This is a genomic window from Clostridium perfringens ATCC 13124, from assembly GCF_000013285.1.
Lineage (GTDB): Bacteria > Bacillota > Clostridia > Clostridiales > Clostridiaceae > Sarcina > Sarcina perfringens.
Map to the genome: position 1 here is coordinate 2,910,334 of NC_008261.1, position 21,441 is coordinate 2,931,774.

Here is a 21,441-nt window from a genome sequence, read left to right on the forward strand (position 1 = left end):
TAAAAAAAGCTAGAGATCATTAAATTAATCTCTAGCAAAACATTTATATAAATATATCTTTGTGGACTTTTTTTAATTTTTTATGGTTTCCTAGAATATCCTCATAATAAACTCTAAGCATTTCTCCAACACTCCAAGCTTGAGCATAGCATCCCCTAGCTTTATAAGGATTATCACCATCAAAAATTTCAGCAATACTTCCTAAGCATTGATCTTTAATATGATCTTCCATATCTCTCATTAAAGAATCAACTAACTCTACAGCTTCTTTAGAATAATCATTTACCTTACAATAAGCTGTGAAAAATCCTCCAAGAGGAAATGCCCATGTTGTTCCTTGATGATAGGCCATATCTCTATCAAAAAGCTTTCCTATATAAATTCCATGATAATCCTTATGGTCTCTACTTAGACTTCTTAATCCATAGGGAGTATATAATTCTTCAAAAACCTTTTGAACAATATACTTTTCTTTTTCTCTATCTAACATTGTAAAAGGTAATGATACTGCCCAAATCTGATTAGGTCTTAAGCTATGATCCTTCTCATTATGATTTACAACATCGTAAAGATACTTTCCATCCTCATTCCAAAAAGCCTTATTAAATGAATCTTTAACCTTTTGCGCTAGCTCTTCGTACTCATTCTTTTCATCTTTTTCAAACTTATCTTTTAATAAGCCTGCTATTTTTAAGGCATTATACCATAAAGCATTTATTTCAACTGGTTTACCATGTCTAGGAGTAACCACTATACCATTTACTCTAACATCCATCCAAGTTACCTGATCTAATCCTGATCCAGCATTTATTAAAGAATCCTCTTCATCCATTTTTATTGAGAACTTAGTACCTTCTTTATAAGCCTTTATTATATTTTTTATAGTTTTATAAACTTCTTTCTCAACAAACTCTAAAGCTTCGTAACTATTAGCATAAAGCAAATAATTATAAACTGCATTTATAAACCATAAGGAAGCATCTACTGTATTATAAAGTGGCTCTTGTCCTTTTCCTGGGAACATATTTGGGATTAATCCATCTTTCTCATAAAGGCTAAAACTTCTTATAATATCTTTAGCATCTTCTAATCTTCCAGTTGACAAAGTTAATCCATTAATAGCAATCATAGCATCTCTTCCCCAATCTAAAAACCAAGGGTAGCCAGCTAAAATTGTTTTTCCCTTTATAGATTCTCTATTTACTATAAATTGATCCCCTGCAATAGGAAGATATTTAGCTAAAATTCTTGAATCATTAAAGGTATTTTTAAGATTATTTATTCTTTTCTCTTCATTTTCTATTATTTTTTCACAGTCAAAATTCTCTTCATTTTCTATAGTACAAAGTAAATAAATCTTTTTTCTTTCCTTAGGATTTAAATTTATTTCAACAGTTCCTGGAATGTAACATTTATCCACAAACTTATCACCTGTACTTTTATCCACATCATAATAAATTTTATCCACAATTTTATCAGTTTTATCTACTATTTTTCCACCATAAGTAAAAAATCTTATATTTATGTCCTCATTTAGCTGTGGAGTAAGTTGAATTTTATTTTTATCCACAGATTTTGAAAACTTTAAATTTTCTTCTCCACTACATACTCCTGGATTTCTAAAAGTAAATAATGGTTCAATATTTATTTTTGATTCTTTACTTCCGTTTAATATGTCATATTCTATTACTACAGTATTCTTTCCATATTCCATAGCAATCTTTTTATTTATAACTACTCCATCTACAAAAAATCTAAAATAAGGTAGTCCATCATAATAAAATCCTTGAAGATTTTTAAAGCCATCCACTATTTTATCTGTATATTTACAAGAACTCAACTGGTGAAGCTTTCCATTAATATTTATTTCCTCATTTAAATTTGAAAGAATCATGTATCTCTCTTCTGGAGAATTAGTACATGCTAATAATAACCCCTGATATTTTCTGCAGTTTGCTCCTATAGCAGTTCCTCCACAAAATCCACTTATGCCATTAGTAAGCATCCACTCTTTTTCTATCCCTCTGTCATAACTAATCCAATCTTTTTTTCCAAACTTCATAAATTGACACCTCTTAATTCAATATCTAAAGTACCCTTTTAACTATTTAACTATTTAACTATAAATTTCACAAATTTTAATTCTTTATATAAATTTAGAAAAGGCCTTGCACAAAACTCAAAAACAAACTTTAAATTTACACTTTAATAAAAACATAAATTCCTAACATCCAAATATAATTTGGATTTATACTAAGTTTTCAAGTTTTAGCAAAACCATTCCTCTGATTACTTATATTTCCTAGTTATATATAAAAACAACTTTTCATAAAACTTACAAAGAATATAAAGAAAATATCTAGCAATTTTCTCAATATGTTTGTAAGTTTTATTATGTTTTTATAAAGTTATTTTCCCTATTATTTATTAGTACATTTTTTAATTCCCCAGATGTCATCACAATATTCTTGTATTGTTCTGTCACTTGAGAACATACCTGCATTACAAGTATTTTCAAAGGCTTTTTTAGCCCATCCTAATTTATCTTTATAAGCTTCAAAGACCTTATCTTCAGTATCTTTAAATGCTTTGAAGTCTGCTAATAAGAAGTATTGATCTCCTTCTTCTAATAATGAATTATAAAGATCTTCAAAGTCACCAGTACCACCATCATCAAAAGTACCATCTACTAATGAATCTAAAACTCTCTTTAAATCTGCATCTGCTTCATAGTAAGCAACTGGATCATATTTTCCTTTTAGTTCTTCTATCTCTTCTACTTCTAATCCAAAGATAAAGTTATTATCTACTCCACTTTCTCTAACAATTTCTACATTAGCTCCATCATTAGTTCCGAAAGTTGGTGCACCATTTAACATGAATTTCATGTTTCCTGTTCCTGATGCCTCTTTACCAGCTGTTGATATTTGTTTTGATACATCTGCTGCTGGGAATAATTTTTCTGCATAAGAAACTCTGTAGTTTTCTACAAATACAACCTTTATTTTTCCTTTTATAGATTCATCATTATTTATAAGTTTAGCAACTTCATTTGTCAACTTAACTATTGATTTAGCTCTCTTATATCCTGGGAAAGCCTTTGCTCCATATATAAATGTTACCTTTGGTATATCCATATCTGGATTTTCTTTTAATCTATAATATAAATCTAAGATATATAGAGTATTTAATAATTGTCTCTTATACTCATGTAATCTCTTAATTTGTATATCAAATATTGAATCTGGATCTAACTGAACGCCTTCATGTTCTTTAATATAAGCAGCTAATTGTTCTTTCTTAGTGTGCTTAATATCCATGAATCTTTTTAAAACTTCTTCATCATCTTTATATTTTTCTAATCCTTTTAATAAGTCTAGATTTTTAACCCAATCTTCGTTTCCTAAAAGTTCAGTAATTAAAGCTGATAACTCTTGGTTACATAGTCTTAACCATCTTCTTGGAGTTATTCCATTTGTTTTGTTTTGGAACTTCTCTGGATATAATTCATACCAGTTTTTAAGCTCAATATTTTTTAATATATCTGTGTGTAATTTAGCAACACCATTAACAGCAAACCCTACATGTATTGCTAAGTTAGCCATTCTAACTTTTCCATCATTAACTATTCTAAACTCTTCTATCTCTTCCTCTGAGTATCCTTTTTCTTCAAGGCTAACTATGAACTCTGCATCTATCTTTTCAATTATTTCTAATATTCTTGGGAATAATTCCTCTATTAAGTCAACATCCCATTTTTCTAAAGCTTCTGCTAATATAGTATGGTTTGTATAAGCAAAAGTTTTTGAAGCTACATTGTAAGCTTCTTCAAAAGTAAATCCTTCTTCATCTACAAGAAGTCTTATAAGCTCTGGAATTGCTAAAACTGGATGAGTATCATTTAATTGAACAGCATGCATCTTTGCAAAATCTTCAGTAACGTTTCCAAAAACCTCTTTATGCTTTCTTATTATATCTTTTAGTGAAGCACTTACTAAGAAATATTGTTGTCTTAATCTTAATAATTTACCTTCTCTATTTGAGTCATTTGGATATAAAACTCTTGATATGTCTTCTGCTCTATTTTTAAGTTCTAATGCCTCATCATATTTTTGTTCATTGAATAATTTAAAATCAAATTCTTTTACAGGCTCACACTTCCATAGTCTTAAAGTATTTATATTTTTACTAGCGTATCCTATAATTGGGGTATCATATGGAATTGCTTTAACTGTCATATCTTCAAAATCAACAGTTACAAATACATCATCTTTTCTTATGCTCCAAGGTTCTCCATATTTTAGCCAGCTATCCACATCTTCTTTTTGGAATCCATCCTCAAAATATTGAGAGAATAAACCATTATTATATCTAATTCCATAACCTTTTAAAGGTACTTCTAATGAAGCTCCTGAATCCATAAAACAAGCTGCTAATCTACCTAATCCACCATTTCCTAAACCAGCATCCTCTTCTATTTCCTCAATTCTATTTAAATCAAAGCCAAGTTCATCTAAAACTTCTTTTACTTCATTATAAAGTCCTAAACTTATTAAGTTATTTCCTAAAGCTCTACCCATTAAATATTCAGCTGAAAAATAATATGCATTCTTTTCTTTCTCATAAAGTTCTTCTGTATGATTCCAGTCATCAACAATTCCCTCTAAAAGAGTTAGTGATAATGCATTGAAAATTTCAAAATCCTTAGCATCTTTAATTGAACTTTTACCATACTTTACTTTTAGATATCTCTCGATTCCTCTCTTTATTTGTTCTTTATTCATTAATATTCACCCTTCCATATAATTTTGTTATATCATATATTTTCTCTGCTAATTCATCAGTTAGAGCATCATATTTAACTCTCCATTGCCAATTGCCACCAAGAGTAGATGGATAGTTTATTCTTGCCTCATTTCCTAAGTTTAAGAAATCTTGCATTAGAGCTATAGCTGTATGTGATACACTGCTCCAAACTCCTCTGATAAACCCCCAGTTATACCCTTCCTCTTCAGTAAGTTTTAAATATTTTTTAGAATATTCCACATCTTCTCTATTTCCTGTAACTTCAAACCAACCTCTAAATGTATCATTATCATGAGTACCTGTATAAGCTATTGAGTTAACTGGATAATTATGTGGAAGATAATCACTTTCTTCTCTAGAATCAAAGGCAAATTGTAAAACCTTCATTCCTGGGAATCCAGTTTCATTTCTAAAATCTATAACCTCTTGAGTTAAATAACCAAGGTCTTCTGCTATTACATTAACCTCACCTAACTCTTCTTTAATTGCATTAAATAATTTTATTCCAGGGCCTTTAACCCACTCACCATTTACAGCAGTTTCATCTCCATATGGTATTTGCCAGTAAGCTTCAAACCCTCTAAAGTGATCTATTCTTAATATGTCATAAAGCTTAAAGCTTTCTCTTACTCTATCAATCCACCAAGAATATCCTGTGTCATCCATGTAGCTCCAATCATATATAGGATTTCCCCATAATTGACCTGTTTCTGAAAAAGCATCTGGTGGACATCCAGCAACCTTTTTAGGAATATTATTTTCATCTAATAAAAATGCTTTTGGATTTGCCCAAACATCTGCACTATCCTCTGCAACATATATAGGCATATCTCCAATTATCTTAATTCCAAAACTATTTGCATACTCTTTTAATTTATTCCATTGCTTAAAGAAATGATATTGTAAGAATACCCAGTAGTTTATTTCTTTTTCTAATTTAACTTTATATTCTTCTAAGGTCTTTTTATCTCTTAATCTTAATTTTTCATCCCATTCTTGCCAACTTACTAATTCGTTTTCATTTTTGATTGCCATATATAAAGCATAATCTTCAAGCCAAAGTTTATTTTCTTCTCTAAACTTTTCAATTTCTTCTTTATTCTCATCTAAAGATTTTTCATATGCTACTCTTAACACTCTCATCTTCTTGTCAAATAATAAAGCATAATCTATTTTTTCTGGGTCATTTCCAAAATTAATTCCTTGGTAATCTTTTTTATCAAGTAATCCTTCTTTATTTAAAATATCAAAATCTATAAAATATGGATTTCCTGCAAAGGCTGAAAATGATTGATATGGTGAATCACCATAACTTGTAGGACCTAAGGGCAATATTTGCCAACATCCTTGTCCAGCTTTCTTTAAAAAATCTACAAACTCAAATGCTTCCTTACCAAAAGTACCTATTCCATACTTTCCAGGTAAGGAAGCAATATGCATTATTATTCCACTTGCTCTTCTCATATTACTTCCCCCTAGTTACTATTATTGAATTAATATCTCTTTTTCAATCATATTTTTATTTAAATCAAATATTTTTATATTTAACTTTTTAACCCTTGAATTTTTATTTTCTACTAATACATCATAATCTGATTGTGCTTTTGTAATCTTAACTTTTAGCTCTTCATACTCACCATTCTTATAATTTTTAGTGATACCATCATCATTGTAATAAATGTACTCAGCCTCATCACAAACAAAAGCAATTAGATTTAATTCACTAGTATCTATTTCTTCTACCCTTTTTCTTGGCTTACTTGCCATTGTTACTATTTTATTTTTTCTTATAAATATAGGAATTTCATTTAACTTAGCTTCAACATAATGATGTCCTTTTTCTAAAACTTCATAATCTCCATCATCATATTTTCTAGCTCTCCATAAAAGCATTTCCTCTGGAAGATATACATATCTTCCTAAAGCATTTTGCTCATATATAGGTGCTACCATTAAACTATCACCTAGAAGCATTTGATCTTCTACTCTTTTTACAAAGTTATCACTATATTCAAATGTTAATGGTTTAAAATACATTTCATTATTTAAAACAGCTTTCATATACTCACTATAAAGATATGGAACCATAACATATCTTAACTCCAATATATTTTTTAATACTTTGACAATTTCACCTCTAAATGAATATGGTTCTTGATGTCTTGTACCTAAAGCTGAGTGATTTCTGAATAAAGGTGTAAACATACTAAATTGTGACCATCTTATAACTAAATCTTCTGTTGCATCTCCTCCAAATCCGCCAGTATCAGCTCCTGTATAGATAAATCCACACATATTAATATTTGGCATCATTTGAAGGTTTAACTTAATGTGTTCCCACCAAGACATGTTGTCTCCAGTCCATATACCTCCATATCTATGCATCCCAACTGTTGATGCTCTAGAAAATAGTAAAAATCTCTTATTTTCATCTATATTTTCAAGGCCTTCAGCTGCTGCTCTTGTCATATTAAATCCAAAAAGATTATGAACCTTGTCATGTCTTATTTTTTCATTTCCTACTCTATGATAGAAACTTTGATAGTCCTCCATACTATTTTGAAGTCTTGGGAATGTATCCTTAACATCAAAATAATCATATATACCTAAATTCTTTCCTTTAGCCTCTGATATTTTTTCAAAAGCTTCATTTAATCTTTTTTCAGAATAGAATATTGCAGGCTCATTCATATCATTCCAAAAACCTTCTATTCCTTTATCAGTAAGCACTTTATATTTGTTTCCAAACCATAATCTTGCATCCTTATTTAAGAAGTCTGGGAAATGAACTCTCCCTGGCCAAACTGCTGCTACAAAAGGTTTTCCTTCCTCATCTAAACAGTAATAACCATTTTTAACACCTTCCTCATAAACATCATATCCCTCTTCAATTTTGCATCCAGCATCGATTATTGGAATAAGTCTGACTCCTTTTTCTTTAACTTCCTTCACAAAGTTTTCAAAATCAGGGAAGGCTTCTTTATTTATGGTAAAGTTCTTGAAATCCTCCATATAATCTATATCAAGATATATACAATCAAGAGGAAGTTCTGATTCATTAAAATTATCTAGGACTTCAAGAACCTCTTTACTATCCTTATAACTCCATCTACTTTGTTGAGCACCAAAGGCCCATTTAGGAGCTATGTAACTTTCACCTATAAGCTCTCTAAAGCTTTTTGCTATTTCCTTTAAAGTATCTCCTTCAATAATATATAAAGCAAAATTTTCATCATCAATTTCTATCTTTAATTCATCTCTTCTTGTGTATCCAACATCAAACTTTACTCTTCCAGGATAATCTATAAATATCCCAAAAGTTTTTTCTCCATATATCATTAAGAAGTTATGAGCTCCATAAAGGCTTTTTTTCTCTGGAGTATGTGAAAAATCATCTGTACAAAAACTTTCATATCTCCATCCTCTTTTATTTAATCCTCTTACATTTTCACCTAGTCCATAAACTATATCTTCCTCTTTAAGTTTTAATGTAAAAGTGTTATTCTCAAAATTTAAATACTTTAATCCTTGGTTCTCTATTTCTGAACCTTCTTTTAAAACAACTGACTCAGTATTAAAAGGAGTTCCAAAAGTATATTTAGTTATGTGATTATTAATACAATTAATTCTCATAATATCTCCCCCAATTATAATTACTATACTACTTCCTTACATGACTCTCTTTCTATTATCTTTGTTTCAAAAATTATATGCTTATGATCTTCTTTTTTAGCTAAAAGAGCTAATAGTAAATCTATGCTATTATTAGCCATATTTTTCTTAGGCTGCTTTACAGTTGTAATTCCTGGATTATAATATTTACTTATATCCATTCCATCAAATCCCATAATAGAAATATCTTCTCCTACCTGCAATCCTTGATCTATAACTGATTTTGCTGCCCCTACAGCCATAATATCTGATATTGAAAATATAGCTGTTATATCTTTTCTATTATTAATAATTTCCTTTGTAACTCTATAAGCTCCACTATAATCATAATCACCTATAAATACATTTTCTTCTGAATAAGGTATATTATTTTCCTCTAAAGCTTTTTTATAGCCTTCAAGTCTTAATCCACTTATTCCAACGTCATTTTTTTCTCCTAATAAAATTCCTATGTTTCTATGACCTTTATCTATAAGATATTGAATTGAGGCCTTAGCTGCTAATACGTTATCTATTCCTATTGATGAAAACTTACTTTTACTTTCTTTAGAAAGTGTATTAACAGAGGTTAAAACTACTGGAATATCTAAGAATTGAAAACTTTCATCATTTATATTTAAAAAGTTTCCTCCTAAGCAGATAATACCTTGAAGTCTTTTCTCTTTAACAAAAGCTATTAAATTATCCACATCATCCTCTGTGGCATAGTCATTTTGCTGTAATATCATTGTGTAGCCAGCTTCATTTATTCTATTACCTATAATGTTTATCATCTCAGCAAAGAATGGGTTAAATACCCCCTTTACTAAAACTCCTATGTTATTTGTATTATTTTTCTTAAGAATCCTAGCACTATTATTAGGTATGTAATTACTTTCTTTTATTATCTTTAAGATTTTTTCTCTCGTTTCATCCTTTACATCTGGATGATCATTTATAACTCTTGATACTGTACTAACACCAACGCCAGCAAGTCTTGCTATGTCTCTTATATTCATATAACTCCTCCTGATTTCCCCTATAATTTTTAAAAACTTGGAAATTGTTTCGGTAACGATACCAGTTTAATTATAAACCGCTTTGAAAACATTAGCAATAATACTTACAAGAGTTTAGATAAATATACTAATTTTTTATATTTTTAATTTAATAATCTTAGATACCTTTATATTTTGATGGATTGTGGAAGGCACTTTTTCTTCCACAAAATCCATCAATATATTTTATCTTATAAGAAGTATTTATTAAATTTAAGGTATTTAAGATTTATTCCACATAAAATTTCTATTATCTTAGCCTTTAACTGATCCAGCAGTTAATCCTTTAGCCATATATTTTTGTGCAATAGTAGCAAATGCAACTATTGGAATTGAAGCCATTATTGCAGCTGCTGAATATTGAGTCCAGTTAGCTGAGAAGTTATTTGTAATAAATTGTTGCATACCTACAGCAAGTGTTAAACTTTCTGGGCTCTTTAATAAGGCAGATGCAAAAATAAATTCACTATATGCCCCTATGAATGTAAATAAGAATATTACTAAAAGCATATTTCTTAATAAAGGTAGTATTATCATTGTGAAAGTTTGGAAAGTTGATGCTCCATCAACATAAGCTGCTTCTGTAAGCTCTTTTGGAATACCATCTATAGCTCCTTTAAGTAACCAAACATTAAATGCACCAGCACCAGCTTGTATTATTATCAATGTAATTATATGATCCATACCATCTAGTCTATAAGCAAGTGCTAATATTGCTGGTAATGACATAGCTGCTGGGAACATTTGAAGTAATAATAACATCATTAATCCATTCTTTCTTCCCCAGAATTTTAATCTTGAGAAAGCAAAAGCCATAGGTACTGTTAATAAAAGTTGTATTACTGATACAACTACACATATTATTAATGAGTTTTTAACCCATATTAAGAAATTTGTTTCTGTTAAAACTTTTGCATAATTTTCTAATGTCCATGCTGATGGAATTAAAGTTGTTTGAGTAAAAACTTCTCCTTTAGCCATAGATGCAGAAACTACTGCAAATACAGGGAATAATACTACAAGTAACATGAACCATATAAATATTCTTGATATCCATGCCATTCTTCTTTCAGCAGGTCTTAGTTTTCTTTCATATTTAAGTTCTGAGGTAGTTACTATTCCGCTCTTTTTTTGTACTTTACTTTGCATTCTATTCTACCTCCTCGAATTGTCCACTTAATTTCATTTGATAGTATGATATAGTTCCTAAAATTAAGAATATTATTATACTAATTGCAGATGCTATTTCAAATCTACCAAACTGTGTTGATAATTTATAGTTTACAGATGCAAGAATATCTGTATAACCAGCAAATTGAGTAGCCATTCTTGGTGGACCACCCTTAGTGATTAAGAATGCTGATCCAAAGTTATTAAAGTTAAATGCAAATGATGAAATTAATAGTGGATAAGATATTTGAGCTAATGATGGTAATGTTATTTTTCTAAATTGAAGCCATTTACTAGCACCATCAACATCTGCCGCTTCATAATAACTATCAGGAATTGCTCCTAAAGCTCCTAAACAAACATTCATCATATAAGGGAATCCTAACCATATATTAACTATTATAAGTGCTACCCTTGCCCATGTTGGATCTGTTAACCATGGAATTGGGTTTGATATTAAATGTAAATTTAATAATAAATTATTTATCGCTCCATAACTTCCGTTTAAAAGACCTTGCCATGAAAGTATTGCTACTGTAGCTGGTAAAGCCCATGGAATTATAAGTATTGCTCTATAAACTGATTTTTCTTTTATATTAGGGTTATTTACTGCCATGGCAACTATTAATCCTAAGAAAAATGTACCTGCTGTAGATACTACTGCAAAGATTATATTCCATCCAAAAACAGGTAAGAATACTTCTTTAAATGGACCTGTTAAAACTTCTATAAAATTTGCAAACCCTACAAACTTAATATTTCCTTGTGAATACATTGTGTAATCAGTAAATGCTATTACTATAGTGTAAACTATAGGAATAATAGTAAATATAATTATTGATATTACTGCTGGTAACAAATATGGCATTGCTTTTATTGTATCTTTTAATCTTTTATGCTTTTTATCTGCCCTTCTATCACTCGCAACTTGCATTATGTCTCGCCTCCTCAAATACCTCTTTTTAATATAAACTTCTATAAATAAGGGGGAATTTACATCCCCCTATTAAAACTTCTTAATTATTTTTGTTGAGCTATACCTTGTTTAATTTGTTCTACTGTCATTTCAGCACATTTTTCTGGTGTAACTTGTCCTGAAGTTAATAATTGTAAGTTAGCTCCAGCAGGTCCCCACATAGCTTGAATTTCTGGTATGTTAGGCATTGGTGTAGCGAATTTAGCTTGTTCTGCGAAAGCACTCATATACTCATTATTTTTGAAATCTGCACTATCTAAGTATTTATTTAATACTGGAATTCTGTTACCTTTATTTAATAATACATCACCTGAATTTTCTGATAAGTATTTAACTAATTTCCATGCTAAATCTTTATTTTGAGATTTTTCACTTACGAAAGCAGTTTGAACACCTAAGAAAGTTGGTACTTGTTTTCCAAATAATGTTGGCATTGGAGCTACTCCAAAGTTTACTCCTCCATCTTTAAATGCTGATACATCCCAAGGTCCTGAGATATAGAATCCAGTGTTCTTAGATAAGAAATCTCCTTTTGCTATATCTCCAGTTATATCAGCTGGCATTAATTTATCTTTTTGAACTAAGTCTTGAACGAATTGATATCCTTTTATAGCTCCTGGTGTTCCTAATCCGATATCAGTTGGATCAAGTGTTCCATTATTATCTTTATAAACATATCCTCCATCTGCTGCTATAAATCCATAAGTAGCATAGAAGTTATTAATATCGTATTTGAATCCTGCTCCTTCTTCTGCAACCTTAACTAAATCTTCCATAGTTTTTGGAACTTCTTTAACTTTATCCTTATTGTAGAAAAGAGCTGATGTTTCTTGTGCTATTGGAACTGCATATCTTTTCCCGTCTATTGTTACAGCATCTAAAACTTGATGTGATGCATAATCAGAATCATTTATAATTCCTTCTGGAACTTCTGCTAAAAGTCCAGCCTTTTGGAATGTTCCTAAGTTATCATGAGCTAGTCCAAACATTATATCTGGTCCCTTTGAACTATTTGCAGCTTGTATGTAAGCTTGCATTTCTGATTTGTCTTCTACAACCTTAACTTTAACTCCATTTTCTTCTCCCCATTTTGAAGCCATTTTATTTAATTCTTCTACTTCTGGAGTTGTTAAATGTGACCATACTGTAAGTTCTTTTCCTGAACCATCAGCACTACCTGAATCAGATTTTCCTCCACATCCTACTAATGATCCTGCAAATAACATTGTTGCAGCCATTACAGTCGCTAGAATTTTTGTACGTTTTCCCATTATAAAATCCCCCTCATAACTTTTAATTAGCTAAAAAGCTATAAATTTACATTCTCATTTTCGGAAACGATACCAAAACATTCTAAAAAAATATCTCATAATAACTAATTATTTAAAATCTTTTTAAAAGCATTTCGGTATCGTTTCCAACCTTATTATATAATAACAAGAAAACATTTTCAATAGTTTTTTTGTAATTTATTATTATTTTGTATAAAATTTATCCATTAATTTTTTTACCATTTTTGCTATATAATTTACAAACAATCTTAAATAAAAATATATTTTAGTAAAAATTCTACTTAATATATTAAAATACCTAATTAAACAATTTAATTTTCATTTAAAACTTTATATATAATAGAATTTAACTATAAAATAAAAAACCATATCAAAGTTAATTTAATCATTTCCTTTGATATGGTTTCCTACTATCATAAATATACTTTTAATTATATTACTTACTTATTTCTTTGCCACGCCATATTAAAAAAGCTATTTTAAAGATTACAGCTTCATTAAAATTCCTTATATCATAAGATGTACACTTCTGAATTTTATCTAATCTGTAGATGAGAGTATTTCTATGTACATATAATTCCTTAGATGCATCACTTATATTAAGTCCACACTTAAAAAATGTTTCTATAGTCTTTATCATCTCTCTATCTAACTTAGAAAATCCTAACCCAAAATCTTCATACATCTTCATCTTTAAGTCCTCATCTATGGAATCAACTAAAGTTTCAAAAAGTAAATCTCTTTCTCCATAAATGACTTCATCCAAATCATATTTTATTGCTAGATTTATCTTAGACATATTTATCTCATAAGCCTCTTTTATTTCATTTATATTATTTAATTTCATATAGCTTATATAACATTTTACATAAAGGTTTGAATCAATAGAATCTCTTATACTATTAACATGATCATCAACATCTTCTAAAGCACCAATAATTACTATGTTATCCTCTTTTAAAATGCTAACTATATTTTTATTACCATAGCATTCATTAACAAGTTCTAAACCTTCTTGAAGGTTTGAAGCTAAATAAACATTAATTATGTAGAAATCACCTTTTAAAAATTCCAATTCCTTATGAATAATATTTTTGTCTATAGTAACTCCATTTAAGGCCTTCCTAATAAGTTTTTCCTTGTTATTTGAAACTTCTTTAATCTTATTTTCAATTAAATATCTTAATAAAGAAGTACAGCTTTCATATTCCTTTTGAGTTATTATTTTTCCCTTTTTACCATTAACCTCGAATTCTAAAGAAACCTTATCACAATTATCAAAATCTGATAGTACAAATTTCTTGTCATCCAAAACAACTATAAAAGGTATTTTAGTATTTAAATATAACTCTTCTAAGAACTTATGAAAACTGTACATATTAATTACCCCTCTATATTAAAGCTATTGCTGATTAAACTAATTTTAATTCAGTTTCTTTATCAAATATATGAATCTTATTAGCATCAACGTAGAACTTAGCTTCTTGACCATTTTGTAACTTAGTGCTTCCATTTACTCTAACTGTTATGTTTTGATCTCCAAGTTTAGTATAAATATAACTTTCTGCTCCCATTAACTCTGTAACTTCAACTTTTGATTTTATTACTGTTGTTGACTTTCCTTCTCCTAATTCTTGGTCATCATCTAAATGTTCAGGTCTTACACCTATTATAACATTTTTTCCTATATATCCTTTTTCTTTTAATAATCTAGCTTTATCCATTGGCATTTCAATTTTTTCGCTTTGGAAGCAAGCAAAATATTTTCCGCCTTCTTCTTTTATAGTACCATCTATAAAGTTCATTTGTGGACTTCCTATGAATCCTGCAACGAATATATTAGCTGGATTATTGTATATTTCTTGTGGTGAGTCAACTTGTTGAACTATACCATCTTTCATAACAACTATTCTTGTACCCATTGTCATAGCTTCAACTTGGTCATGTGTAACATATATGAATGTTGTTTGTAATCTTTGATGTAATTTAGAGATCTCAGTTCTCATTTGAACTCTTAATTTAGCATCTAAGTTTGATAAAGGCTCGTCCATTAAGAATACTTTAGGTTCTCTTACTATAGCTCTTCCTAAGGCAACCCTTTGTCTTTGACCTCCTGATAAAGCCTTTGGTTTTCTATCTAATAAATGCTCTATATCAAGTATTTTAGCAGCATCTTTAACCTTTTTATCTATTTCATCCTTTGGAACTTTTCTTAACTTAAGTCCAAATGCCATGTTATCATATACAGTCATATGTGGATATAGTGCGTAACTTTGGAAAACCATCGCTATATCTCTTTCCTTTGGTTCAACTTCGTTAACTAATCTATCTCCAATGTATAATTCACCTTTTGATATTTCTTCTAATCCAGCAATCATTCTTAAAGTAGTAGACTTACCACAACCTGATGGTCCAACGAATACTATAAACTCTTTGTCAGCTATTTCTAAGTTAAAGTCTTTAACTGCTGTAACATCTCCTGGATAAACTTTATAAATATGTTTAAGTGATAAATTTGCCATATTAATAATCCCCCATAAATTTCAATTATTTTCTCGAATTTCTTTTATGATTTTATTTTATACCAATTAACCGTTTTCATCCATGAGCATTATTTACAAAAGAATTCCTTATTTTTTGTATGATAATCTAAATAGAGTGTATAAATTTTATTTTTATTGTGATATTTTTAAATATAAAAAAACAGGATGTATTAAACATCCTGTCTATATTTTAATTATTATTTTTTATATTTCATGTGTAATAACTCATGAGCTCTTCCATGACCTGGTTTACCCATGTAGCTTTCATACATTTTTAATAAAGCTGAGTTTTGATGTGATTTTCTCTTCTCTAAATTCTTATCTTGATTGTAAAGAACAGAAGCTCTTACTTCTCTAATATCCATTTTATCACTATCTTCAGCTGAGATGTGTGGTTGTCCTCCACCATTAACACATCCACCAGGACATGCCATTACTTCGATGAAGTGGTAGTCATTTATTTTACCAGACTTAACTAGTTCAAATACATTAGCAGCTCCACTTACAACAGCTAATTTATATTCATTTCCTGCTATTTCTACTTCAGCTTCTTTTATTCCAGCTAATCCTCTAACAGCTTCGTAATCTACATTATCTAAGTTGTCATTTTCCATGAAATCTTTAGCTGTTCTTAAAGCAGCTTCCATAACTCCACCAGTAGCTCCAAATATAACACCTGCTCCAGTGTACTCACCCATAGCTGGATCCACTTCACCATCTTCTAATTTAGCAAAATCTATTTTAGCAGCTTTTATCATTCTAGCTAACTCTCTAGTTGTTATAACTGCATCTATATTTCTTATTCCTTCGTTTTCCATTTCAGGTCTATCAGCCTCGAATTTTTTAGAAGTACAAGGCATTACAGTTACTGTAAATACTTTTTTAGGATCTATATCAGCAACTTGTGGATAATAAGTTTTTGATGCTGCACCAAATATTTGTTGTGGTGATTTAGCTGATGAAAGATTTTCTACTAATTCTGGGAAGTAGTTTTCAACTTCTCTAACCCATGATGGACAACATGAAGTTAACATTGGGAAAGGTCCGTTATTTTTTATTCTTTCTATAAGCTCAGTAGCTTCTTCCATTATTGTCATATCAGCACCGAAGTTTATATCAAATACTTTATCAAAACCTAATTCTCTTAAAGCAGTATATAATTTTCCAGTAACATCTTGTCCATAACCCATCTTGAATAATTCACCCATTGATGTTCTTACAGCTGGTGCCATAGCAACTATTACATGCTTTTCTGGATCATTTAATGCCTCTTGAACTCTTTCAATATGTGATTTTTCTGATAATGCATCAACTGGGCAAGCAGCTATACATTGTCCACATAATAAACAATTTGTATCGTCGAAACATTTTAATTCTTCTGGTCCTACTAATCTTACTCCATCAATTCTGTGGAATTTTATTGAGTTAGTAGCAGTTCTTGTTCTGCATGCCGCAACACATCTACCACATTTAACACATTTACTTCTATCTAAAACTATTGATTTACTTCTGTCATCTACATATTCTGATTTATCTGCAACTACAAATGGTTTGTGAGCTCTTGCCTTTGTTTTAATTACAAGTTTTAAGAATTCACAATTCTCTCTTCTTTTACATGGTCCACATTTGAACTCATGCTCATCTAAAAGTTCTGCAACTCTTTCTTTTCTAGCTTCTAGTACTTTTTCACTATCAGTTTTAATAACCATTCCATCTTTAGCTTTTATTGCACAAGATCTTAATAGTCTATCATTTCCTTCTTGCTCAACAAGACAAACTCCACATTGTCCTTTGTTTCCGCAATTTTTTAACTCACAAAGCACTGGAATGTCAAATCCATTCTCTCTTGCTAAGTCAAGTATCGTCTTATCACCATCAAATTCGATAGTCTTATCATTGATTATTATTTTATTCATGCTGTTCCTCCAATTTTTGGTTTTTTAATTAATACTAAACCTCAACTCATACATTGTAAAAATCAGTTAATTTAAAAATCGTCGTTATTATTCTAACATAATATTTGTGAAATATAAATATTTCAGACTTTTATGAACACTTTTTTAAAACAAAATTTAAGGGAGAATTACAAAATTCTTCCCTTAAACAATCTAAACTATTCAAATTTATATATATTAATTAATCTATTTATATATCTTTGCTTCTTCAACGCCATCTAAAACTCTTATAGCTCCTTGTGCTAAAGCTAAAAGTTCATCTTCTCCACCGTATACAACCATAGGTGCAATCCATTTTACTTTTTTATTTATAGCATTAGTTACATAATCACTATATGCAATTCCACCAGTTAATACTATAGCATCAACTTCTCCATCTAAAACTACAGCCATTGATCCTATTTCTTTTGCTATTTGATATATGAAAGCATTAAATATTAATGAGCCTTTTTCATCACCTTCTTGTGATAGCTTTATTAAATCTCTCGCATCATTTGTGTTAGCATACGCAACAAATCCGCCTTTTCCAACTAACTTTTTATAAACTTCTTCTTTGCTATACTTTCCTGAGAAACACATTTCTAATAATTCACCTGAAGGAACTCCACCTGCTCTTTCTGGTGAAAATGGTCCATCACCATCTAATGCATTATTTACATCTATAACTCTACCTTTTCTATGTGCTCCTACTGAAACTCCGCCCCCCATATGAACGACTATTAAATTAACATCTTCATATGAAGTATTATGTTCTTTTGCATATCTCTTAGCAACAGCCTTTTGATTTAATGCATGGAATTTACTTTTTCTTGGTAATTCTGGAACTCCTGATAATCTTGCTACATCTTCCATTTCATCAACAACAACTGGATCTACTATAAATGCTCTCTTACCAATTTCTTTTGCTATTTCATTAGATAATATTCCACCTAAATTTGAAGCATGTGGTCCTTGAACCCCAATTTTTAAGTCCTCAACCATAGCTTCATTGACTTCATAAGTTCCACCTTCTATTGGCTTAAGCATTCCACCTCTTCCAACAACAGCATCTAACTCATTTATGTCAATGCCTTTTTCTTTTAATACCTTTAAAATAACTTCTTTTCTAAAATCAAGTTGATCAAATATTGTATCATATTTTAGTATTTCTTCTGCTGAATGTCTTAAAGTTTCTTCTAAGATTTCTTTTTCACCTTCATAAACACCAATTTTAGTTGATGTAGACCCTGGATTTATTATTAATAATTTATATGCCATATAACTTTCCTCCCCCAAATTCTCTACTTTAAATCATGAGCAACTACTGCTGCTATAGCTATTGATTTAACTTTTGTTTCAAAACTATCTGCTCTAGAAGTTAATATAACTGGAGCTGATGTACCAACTAATAACCCACCATTCTTACACTCTGACATGTAAGTTAAAGTCTTGTACATTACATTTGCAACATCTATATTTGGTAATAATAATATATCTGCTTTTCCTGCAACTTCTCCTTTTACCCCTTTATGCTCTGCAGCTTCTTCTGATATAGCATTATCTAAGGCAAATGGTCCGTCAACTATACAACCCTTTATTTGTCCTCTATCATTCATCTTAGCTAATAATGCTGCATCTATTGTTGCTGGCATATTAGGATTTACAACCTCTACTGCCCCTATAACAGCTACCTTAGGAACTTGAACTCCACAAGCATGTGCAACCTTAACTGAGTTATTTATCATTGATGCCTTATCTTTTAACTCTGGATAAGTATTAAAAGCTGCATCTGTTAAGAAAAGTAATCTATCCATTCCTGGTATTTCAAATACAGATACATGTGACATTAATTGACCTGTTCTTAAACCAACTTCTTTATTTAATACACTTCTTAAAAAAGTAGCAGTATCAACTAGACCTTTCATTACCATATCAGTTTTTCCTGTTGATGCTAGTTCTACTGCTAATAATGCTGCTTTTTTATCGTTAGGTTCATTTATAATTTCAAAGTCAGCTAAATTCATACCTATTTTCTTAGCTATTTCTTTTATTTTTTCTTCATTACCAACTAAAACAGCCTCAGCTATTCCTAATTCTTTTGCTTCTCTTACAGCCTCTAAAACTGGTTCATCTTGAGCAACTGCAACAGAAACTTTCTTCATACCATTCTCTCTTAGTTTTGAAAACAATTCATTAAAATTTTTAGCCATAATACTCAACCCTCTTCCTTGAATTTTGTTAAATTTATAACAATTGCAAACAAAAAAAAACTGACTATATAAATTTATCAATTCAAAATTAATTCTCCATAACTATATTCTACCAAAAAATATTCTGAAAACATTAGTTTTCAGAATATTCAATTTATTATTTTTTATTAAATTGTTAAATTTTAAACACGATATTCTTTCATTATATTTTCAGCTACTTTTAACCCATCTACAGCGGCTGAAACAATACCTCCTGCAAAGCCAGCACCCTCTCCTGCTGGATATAAACCCTCTAAAGATATACTTTGTAACTTTTCATTTCTTTCAATTCTAACTGGAGCTGATGTTCTTGTTTCTATACCAGTTAATACACTATCACTATGTCCAAATCCCTTTATCTTTCTATCAAAATCAGTTATTCCCTCTTTTAATCCATCTATTACATAAGAAGGTAAACACTTTCTTAAATCTTCAAATCTATATCCATTGCTTAATACACTTGGATTAACCTTTCCTAACTTAGTTGTAACTCTATCCTTCATAAAATCTCCAACTAATTGAACTGGAGTATTATAATTTCCTCCACCTAGTTTAAAGGCAAGTTCTTCATAGTGTCTTTGGAACTTCATTCCTTCTAAAGGATGATCTCCTCCAAAATCATTGGGCCCTACAGTTACAACTAAAGCAGAGTTAGCGTTTTCTTTATCTCTAGCATGATAACTCATTCCATTTACGCATAATCTTTTTTCCTCCGAAGAAGCATTTACAACTACGCCTCCTGGACACATACAGAATGAATAAACTGCTCTATCTAAAGTTTTACTTTGATATGCTAATCTGTATTCGGCAGCCTTTAATCTTGGATGGTTAGCATATTTTTCTCCATACTGACTTAAATTTATAATTTCTTGTGGATGCTCTATTCTAACTCCAATAGCAAAGGGTTTTTGTTTCATAAATACACCTTCATTAAATAACATTTCATATGTATCCCTAGAACTATGTCCTAAAGCTAAAATTGCTACTTCACAAGGTACTTCTTCTCCATTTACTTTTATCCCTTTTAATTTGTTATCTTTTTTTATTATTCCTTCAAACCTTGAATTGAAATGAACTTCTCCACCATTTCTTTTTATTTCTTCTCTGATATTCTTAACTACATTTTTTAATATATCAGTTCCTACATGGGGTTTCCCTTTATATATTATTTCCTCTGGTGCTCCATTTCTCACAAGAGCATCAAGAACATAATCGCATCTTGTATCTTTTATTCTAGTTGTAAGTTTTCCATCTGAAAAGGCTCCTGCTCCACCTTCACCAAACTGTACATTTGACTCTGGATTTAATTCTCCAGTTCTCCAAAATTCCTCTACAGTTTTAGTTCTAGAATCTACATCTTCTCCTCTTTCAAAGACAATTGGATTAAATCCCTTCTTAGCTAATAAAAGAGCTGCAAAAAGTCCTGCTGGCCCTAATCCTACAACTACTGGTCTATGCTGAAGTTTTTTCTCCCCAAAGTTAAAATCAAAATCATAATTTACCTTATCTATCTTTACATCCTTATCATTAAGTCTAGCTACTATTTTTTCTTCATCTTCATGTTCTATGTTTATACAGTAATTAAACTTTATAAGATTCTTTTTTCTTGCATCTAAAGATTCTTTTATTATTTTTATATCTCCAATTTCATCCTTAGACATCCTTAGTTTTTTAGCTACTTTATTTTTTAAAAGACTTAAGTCTTCATTTATATCTAAACTAATATTATTTATTCTAATAGTCATAAAACTTCCTCCATTTT

14 protein-coding genes are annotated in these 21,441 nt (G+C 29.9%); all 14 read right to left on the reverse strand.

Going from position 1 to position 21,441, the window contains the following annotated elements; all coding sequences use genetic code 11:
• Window positions 1–43: 43 nt before the first annotated feature.
• The 14 genes from CPF_RS12910 to CPF_RS12975 all read right to left on the reverse strand — a co-directional run bounded on the left by CPF_RS12910 (window position 44) and on the right by CPF_RS12975 (window position 21,424).
• Window positions 44–2,062 (reverse strand): amylo-alpha-1,6-glucosidase, encoded by a 2,019-nt coding sequence (locus tag CPF_RS12910; protein ID WP_003467507.1) that lies wholly within the window; start codon window positions 2,060–2,062, stop codon window positions 44–46.
• Between the two features lie 358 nt (window positions 2,063–2,420).
• Window positions 2,421–4,784: a glycogen/starch/alpha-glucan phosphorylase gene (locus CPF_RS12915; protein ID WP_011591125.1), complete on the reverse strand. Its 2,364-nt coding sequence runs from the start codon at window positions 4,782–4,784 to the stop codon at window positions 2,421–2,423.
• On the reverse strand, window positions 4,777–6,270 hold the full coding sequence (gene malQ / locus CPF_RS12920) for a 4-alpha-glucanotransferase (RefSeq protein WP_011591126.1): 1,494 nt from the start codon (window positions 6,268–6,270) through the stop codon (window positions 4,777–4,779). Before malQ ends, CPF_RS12915 begins: the two co-directional genes overlap by 8 nt.
• Before the next feature lie 21 nt (window positions 6,271–6,291).
• Window positions 6,292–8,439, reverse strand: coding sequence for a TIM-barrel domain-containing protein (locus tag CPF_RS12925; RefSeq protein WP_003457922.1), 2,148 nt, complete (start codon window positions 8,437–8,439; stop codon window positions 6,292–6,294).
• Between the two features lie 23 nt (window positions 8,440–8,462).
• A complete protein-coding gene (locus CPF_RS12930; RefSeq protein WP_003457851.1) occupies window positions 8,463–9,476 on the reverse strand; it encodes a LacI family DNA-binding transcriptional regulator in 1,014 nt (337 codons plus the stop codon).
• 294 nt (window positions 9,477–9,770) lie between these two features.
• Window positions 9,771–10,664, reverse strand: a complete 894-nt coding sequence (locus CPF_RS12935; RefSeq protein ID WP_003454394.1) for a sugar ABC transporter permease — start codon at window positions 10,662–10,664, stop codon at window positions 9,771–9,773.
• Window position 10,665: 1 nt separating this feature from the next.
• Complete coding sequence (locus CPF_RS12940) at window positions 10,666–11,619, reverse strand: ABC transporter permease subunit (protein ID WP_003457841.1); 954 nt, start codon at window positions 11,617–11,619, stop codon at window positions 10,666–10,668.
• Between the two features lie 86 nt (window positions 11,620–11,705).
• On the reverse strand, window positions 11,706–12,932 hold the full coding sequence (locus CPF_RS12945) for a maltose ABC transporter substrate-binding protein (RefSeq protein WP_003457886.1): 1,227 nt from the start codon (window positions 12,930–12,932) through the stop codon (window positions 11,706–11,708).
• A gap of 457 nt (window positions 12,933–13,389) precedes the next feature.
• The gene (locus tag CPF_RS12950; RefSeq protein WP_003467462.1) at window positions 13,390–14,331 is read right to left on the reverse strand and encodes a PucR family transcriptional regulator; all 942 of its coding nucleotides are present in this window, start codon (window positions 14,329–14,331) and stop codon (window positions 13,390–13,392) included.
• A 34-nt stretch (window positions 14,332–14,365) separates the two neighbouring features.
• Window positions 14,366–15,475 (reverse strand): ABC transporter ATP-binding protein, encoded by a 1,110-nt coding sequence (locus CPF_RS12955; protein WP_011591127.1) that lies wholly within the window; start codon window positions 15,473–15,475, stop codon window positions 14,366–14,368.
• 218 nt (window positions 15,476–15,693) lie between these two features.
• Window positions 15,694–17,412, reverse strand: a complete 1,719-nt coding sequence (locus tag CPF_RS12960; protein WP_011591128.1) for a ferredoxin hydrogenase — start codon at window positions 17,410–17,412, stop codon at window positions 15,694–15,696.
• Between the two features lie 225 nt (window positions 17,413–17,637).
• Window positions 17,638–18,708: a butyrate kinase gene (gene buk, locus CPF_RS12965; RefSeq protein ID WP_003454444.1), complete on the reverse strand. Its 1,071-nt coding sequence runs from the start codon at window positions 18,706–18,708 to the stop codon at window positions 17,638–17,640.
• Between the two features lie 23 nt (window positions 18,709–18,731).
• Window positions 18,732–19,640, reverse strand: a complete 909-nt coding sequence (gene ptb, locus CPF_RS12970) for a phosphate butyryltransferase (RefSeq protein WP_003454254.1) — start codon at window positions 19,638–19,640, stop codon at window positions 18,732–18,734.
• A 182-nt stretch (window positions 19,641–19,822) separates the two neighbouring features.
• A complete protein-coding gene (locus CPF_RS12975) occupies window positions 19,823–21,424 on the reverse strand; it encodes an NAD(P)/FAD-dependent oxidoreductase (RefSeq protein ID WP_003457870.1) in 1,602 nt (533 codons plus the stop codon).
• Window positions 21,425–21,441 lie beyond the last annotated feature (17 nt).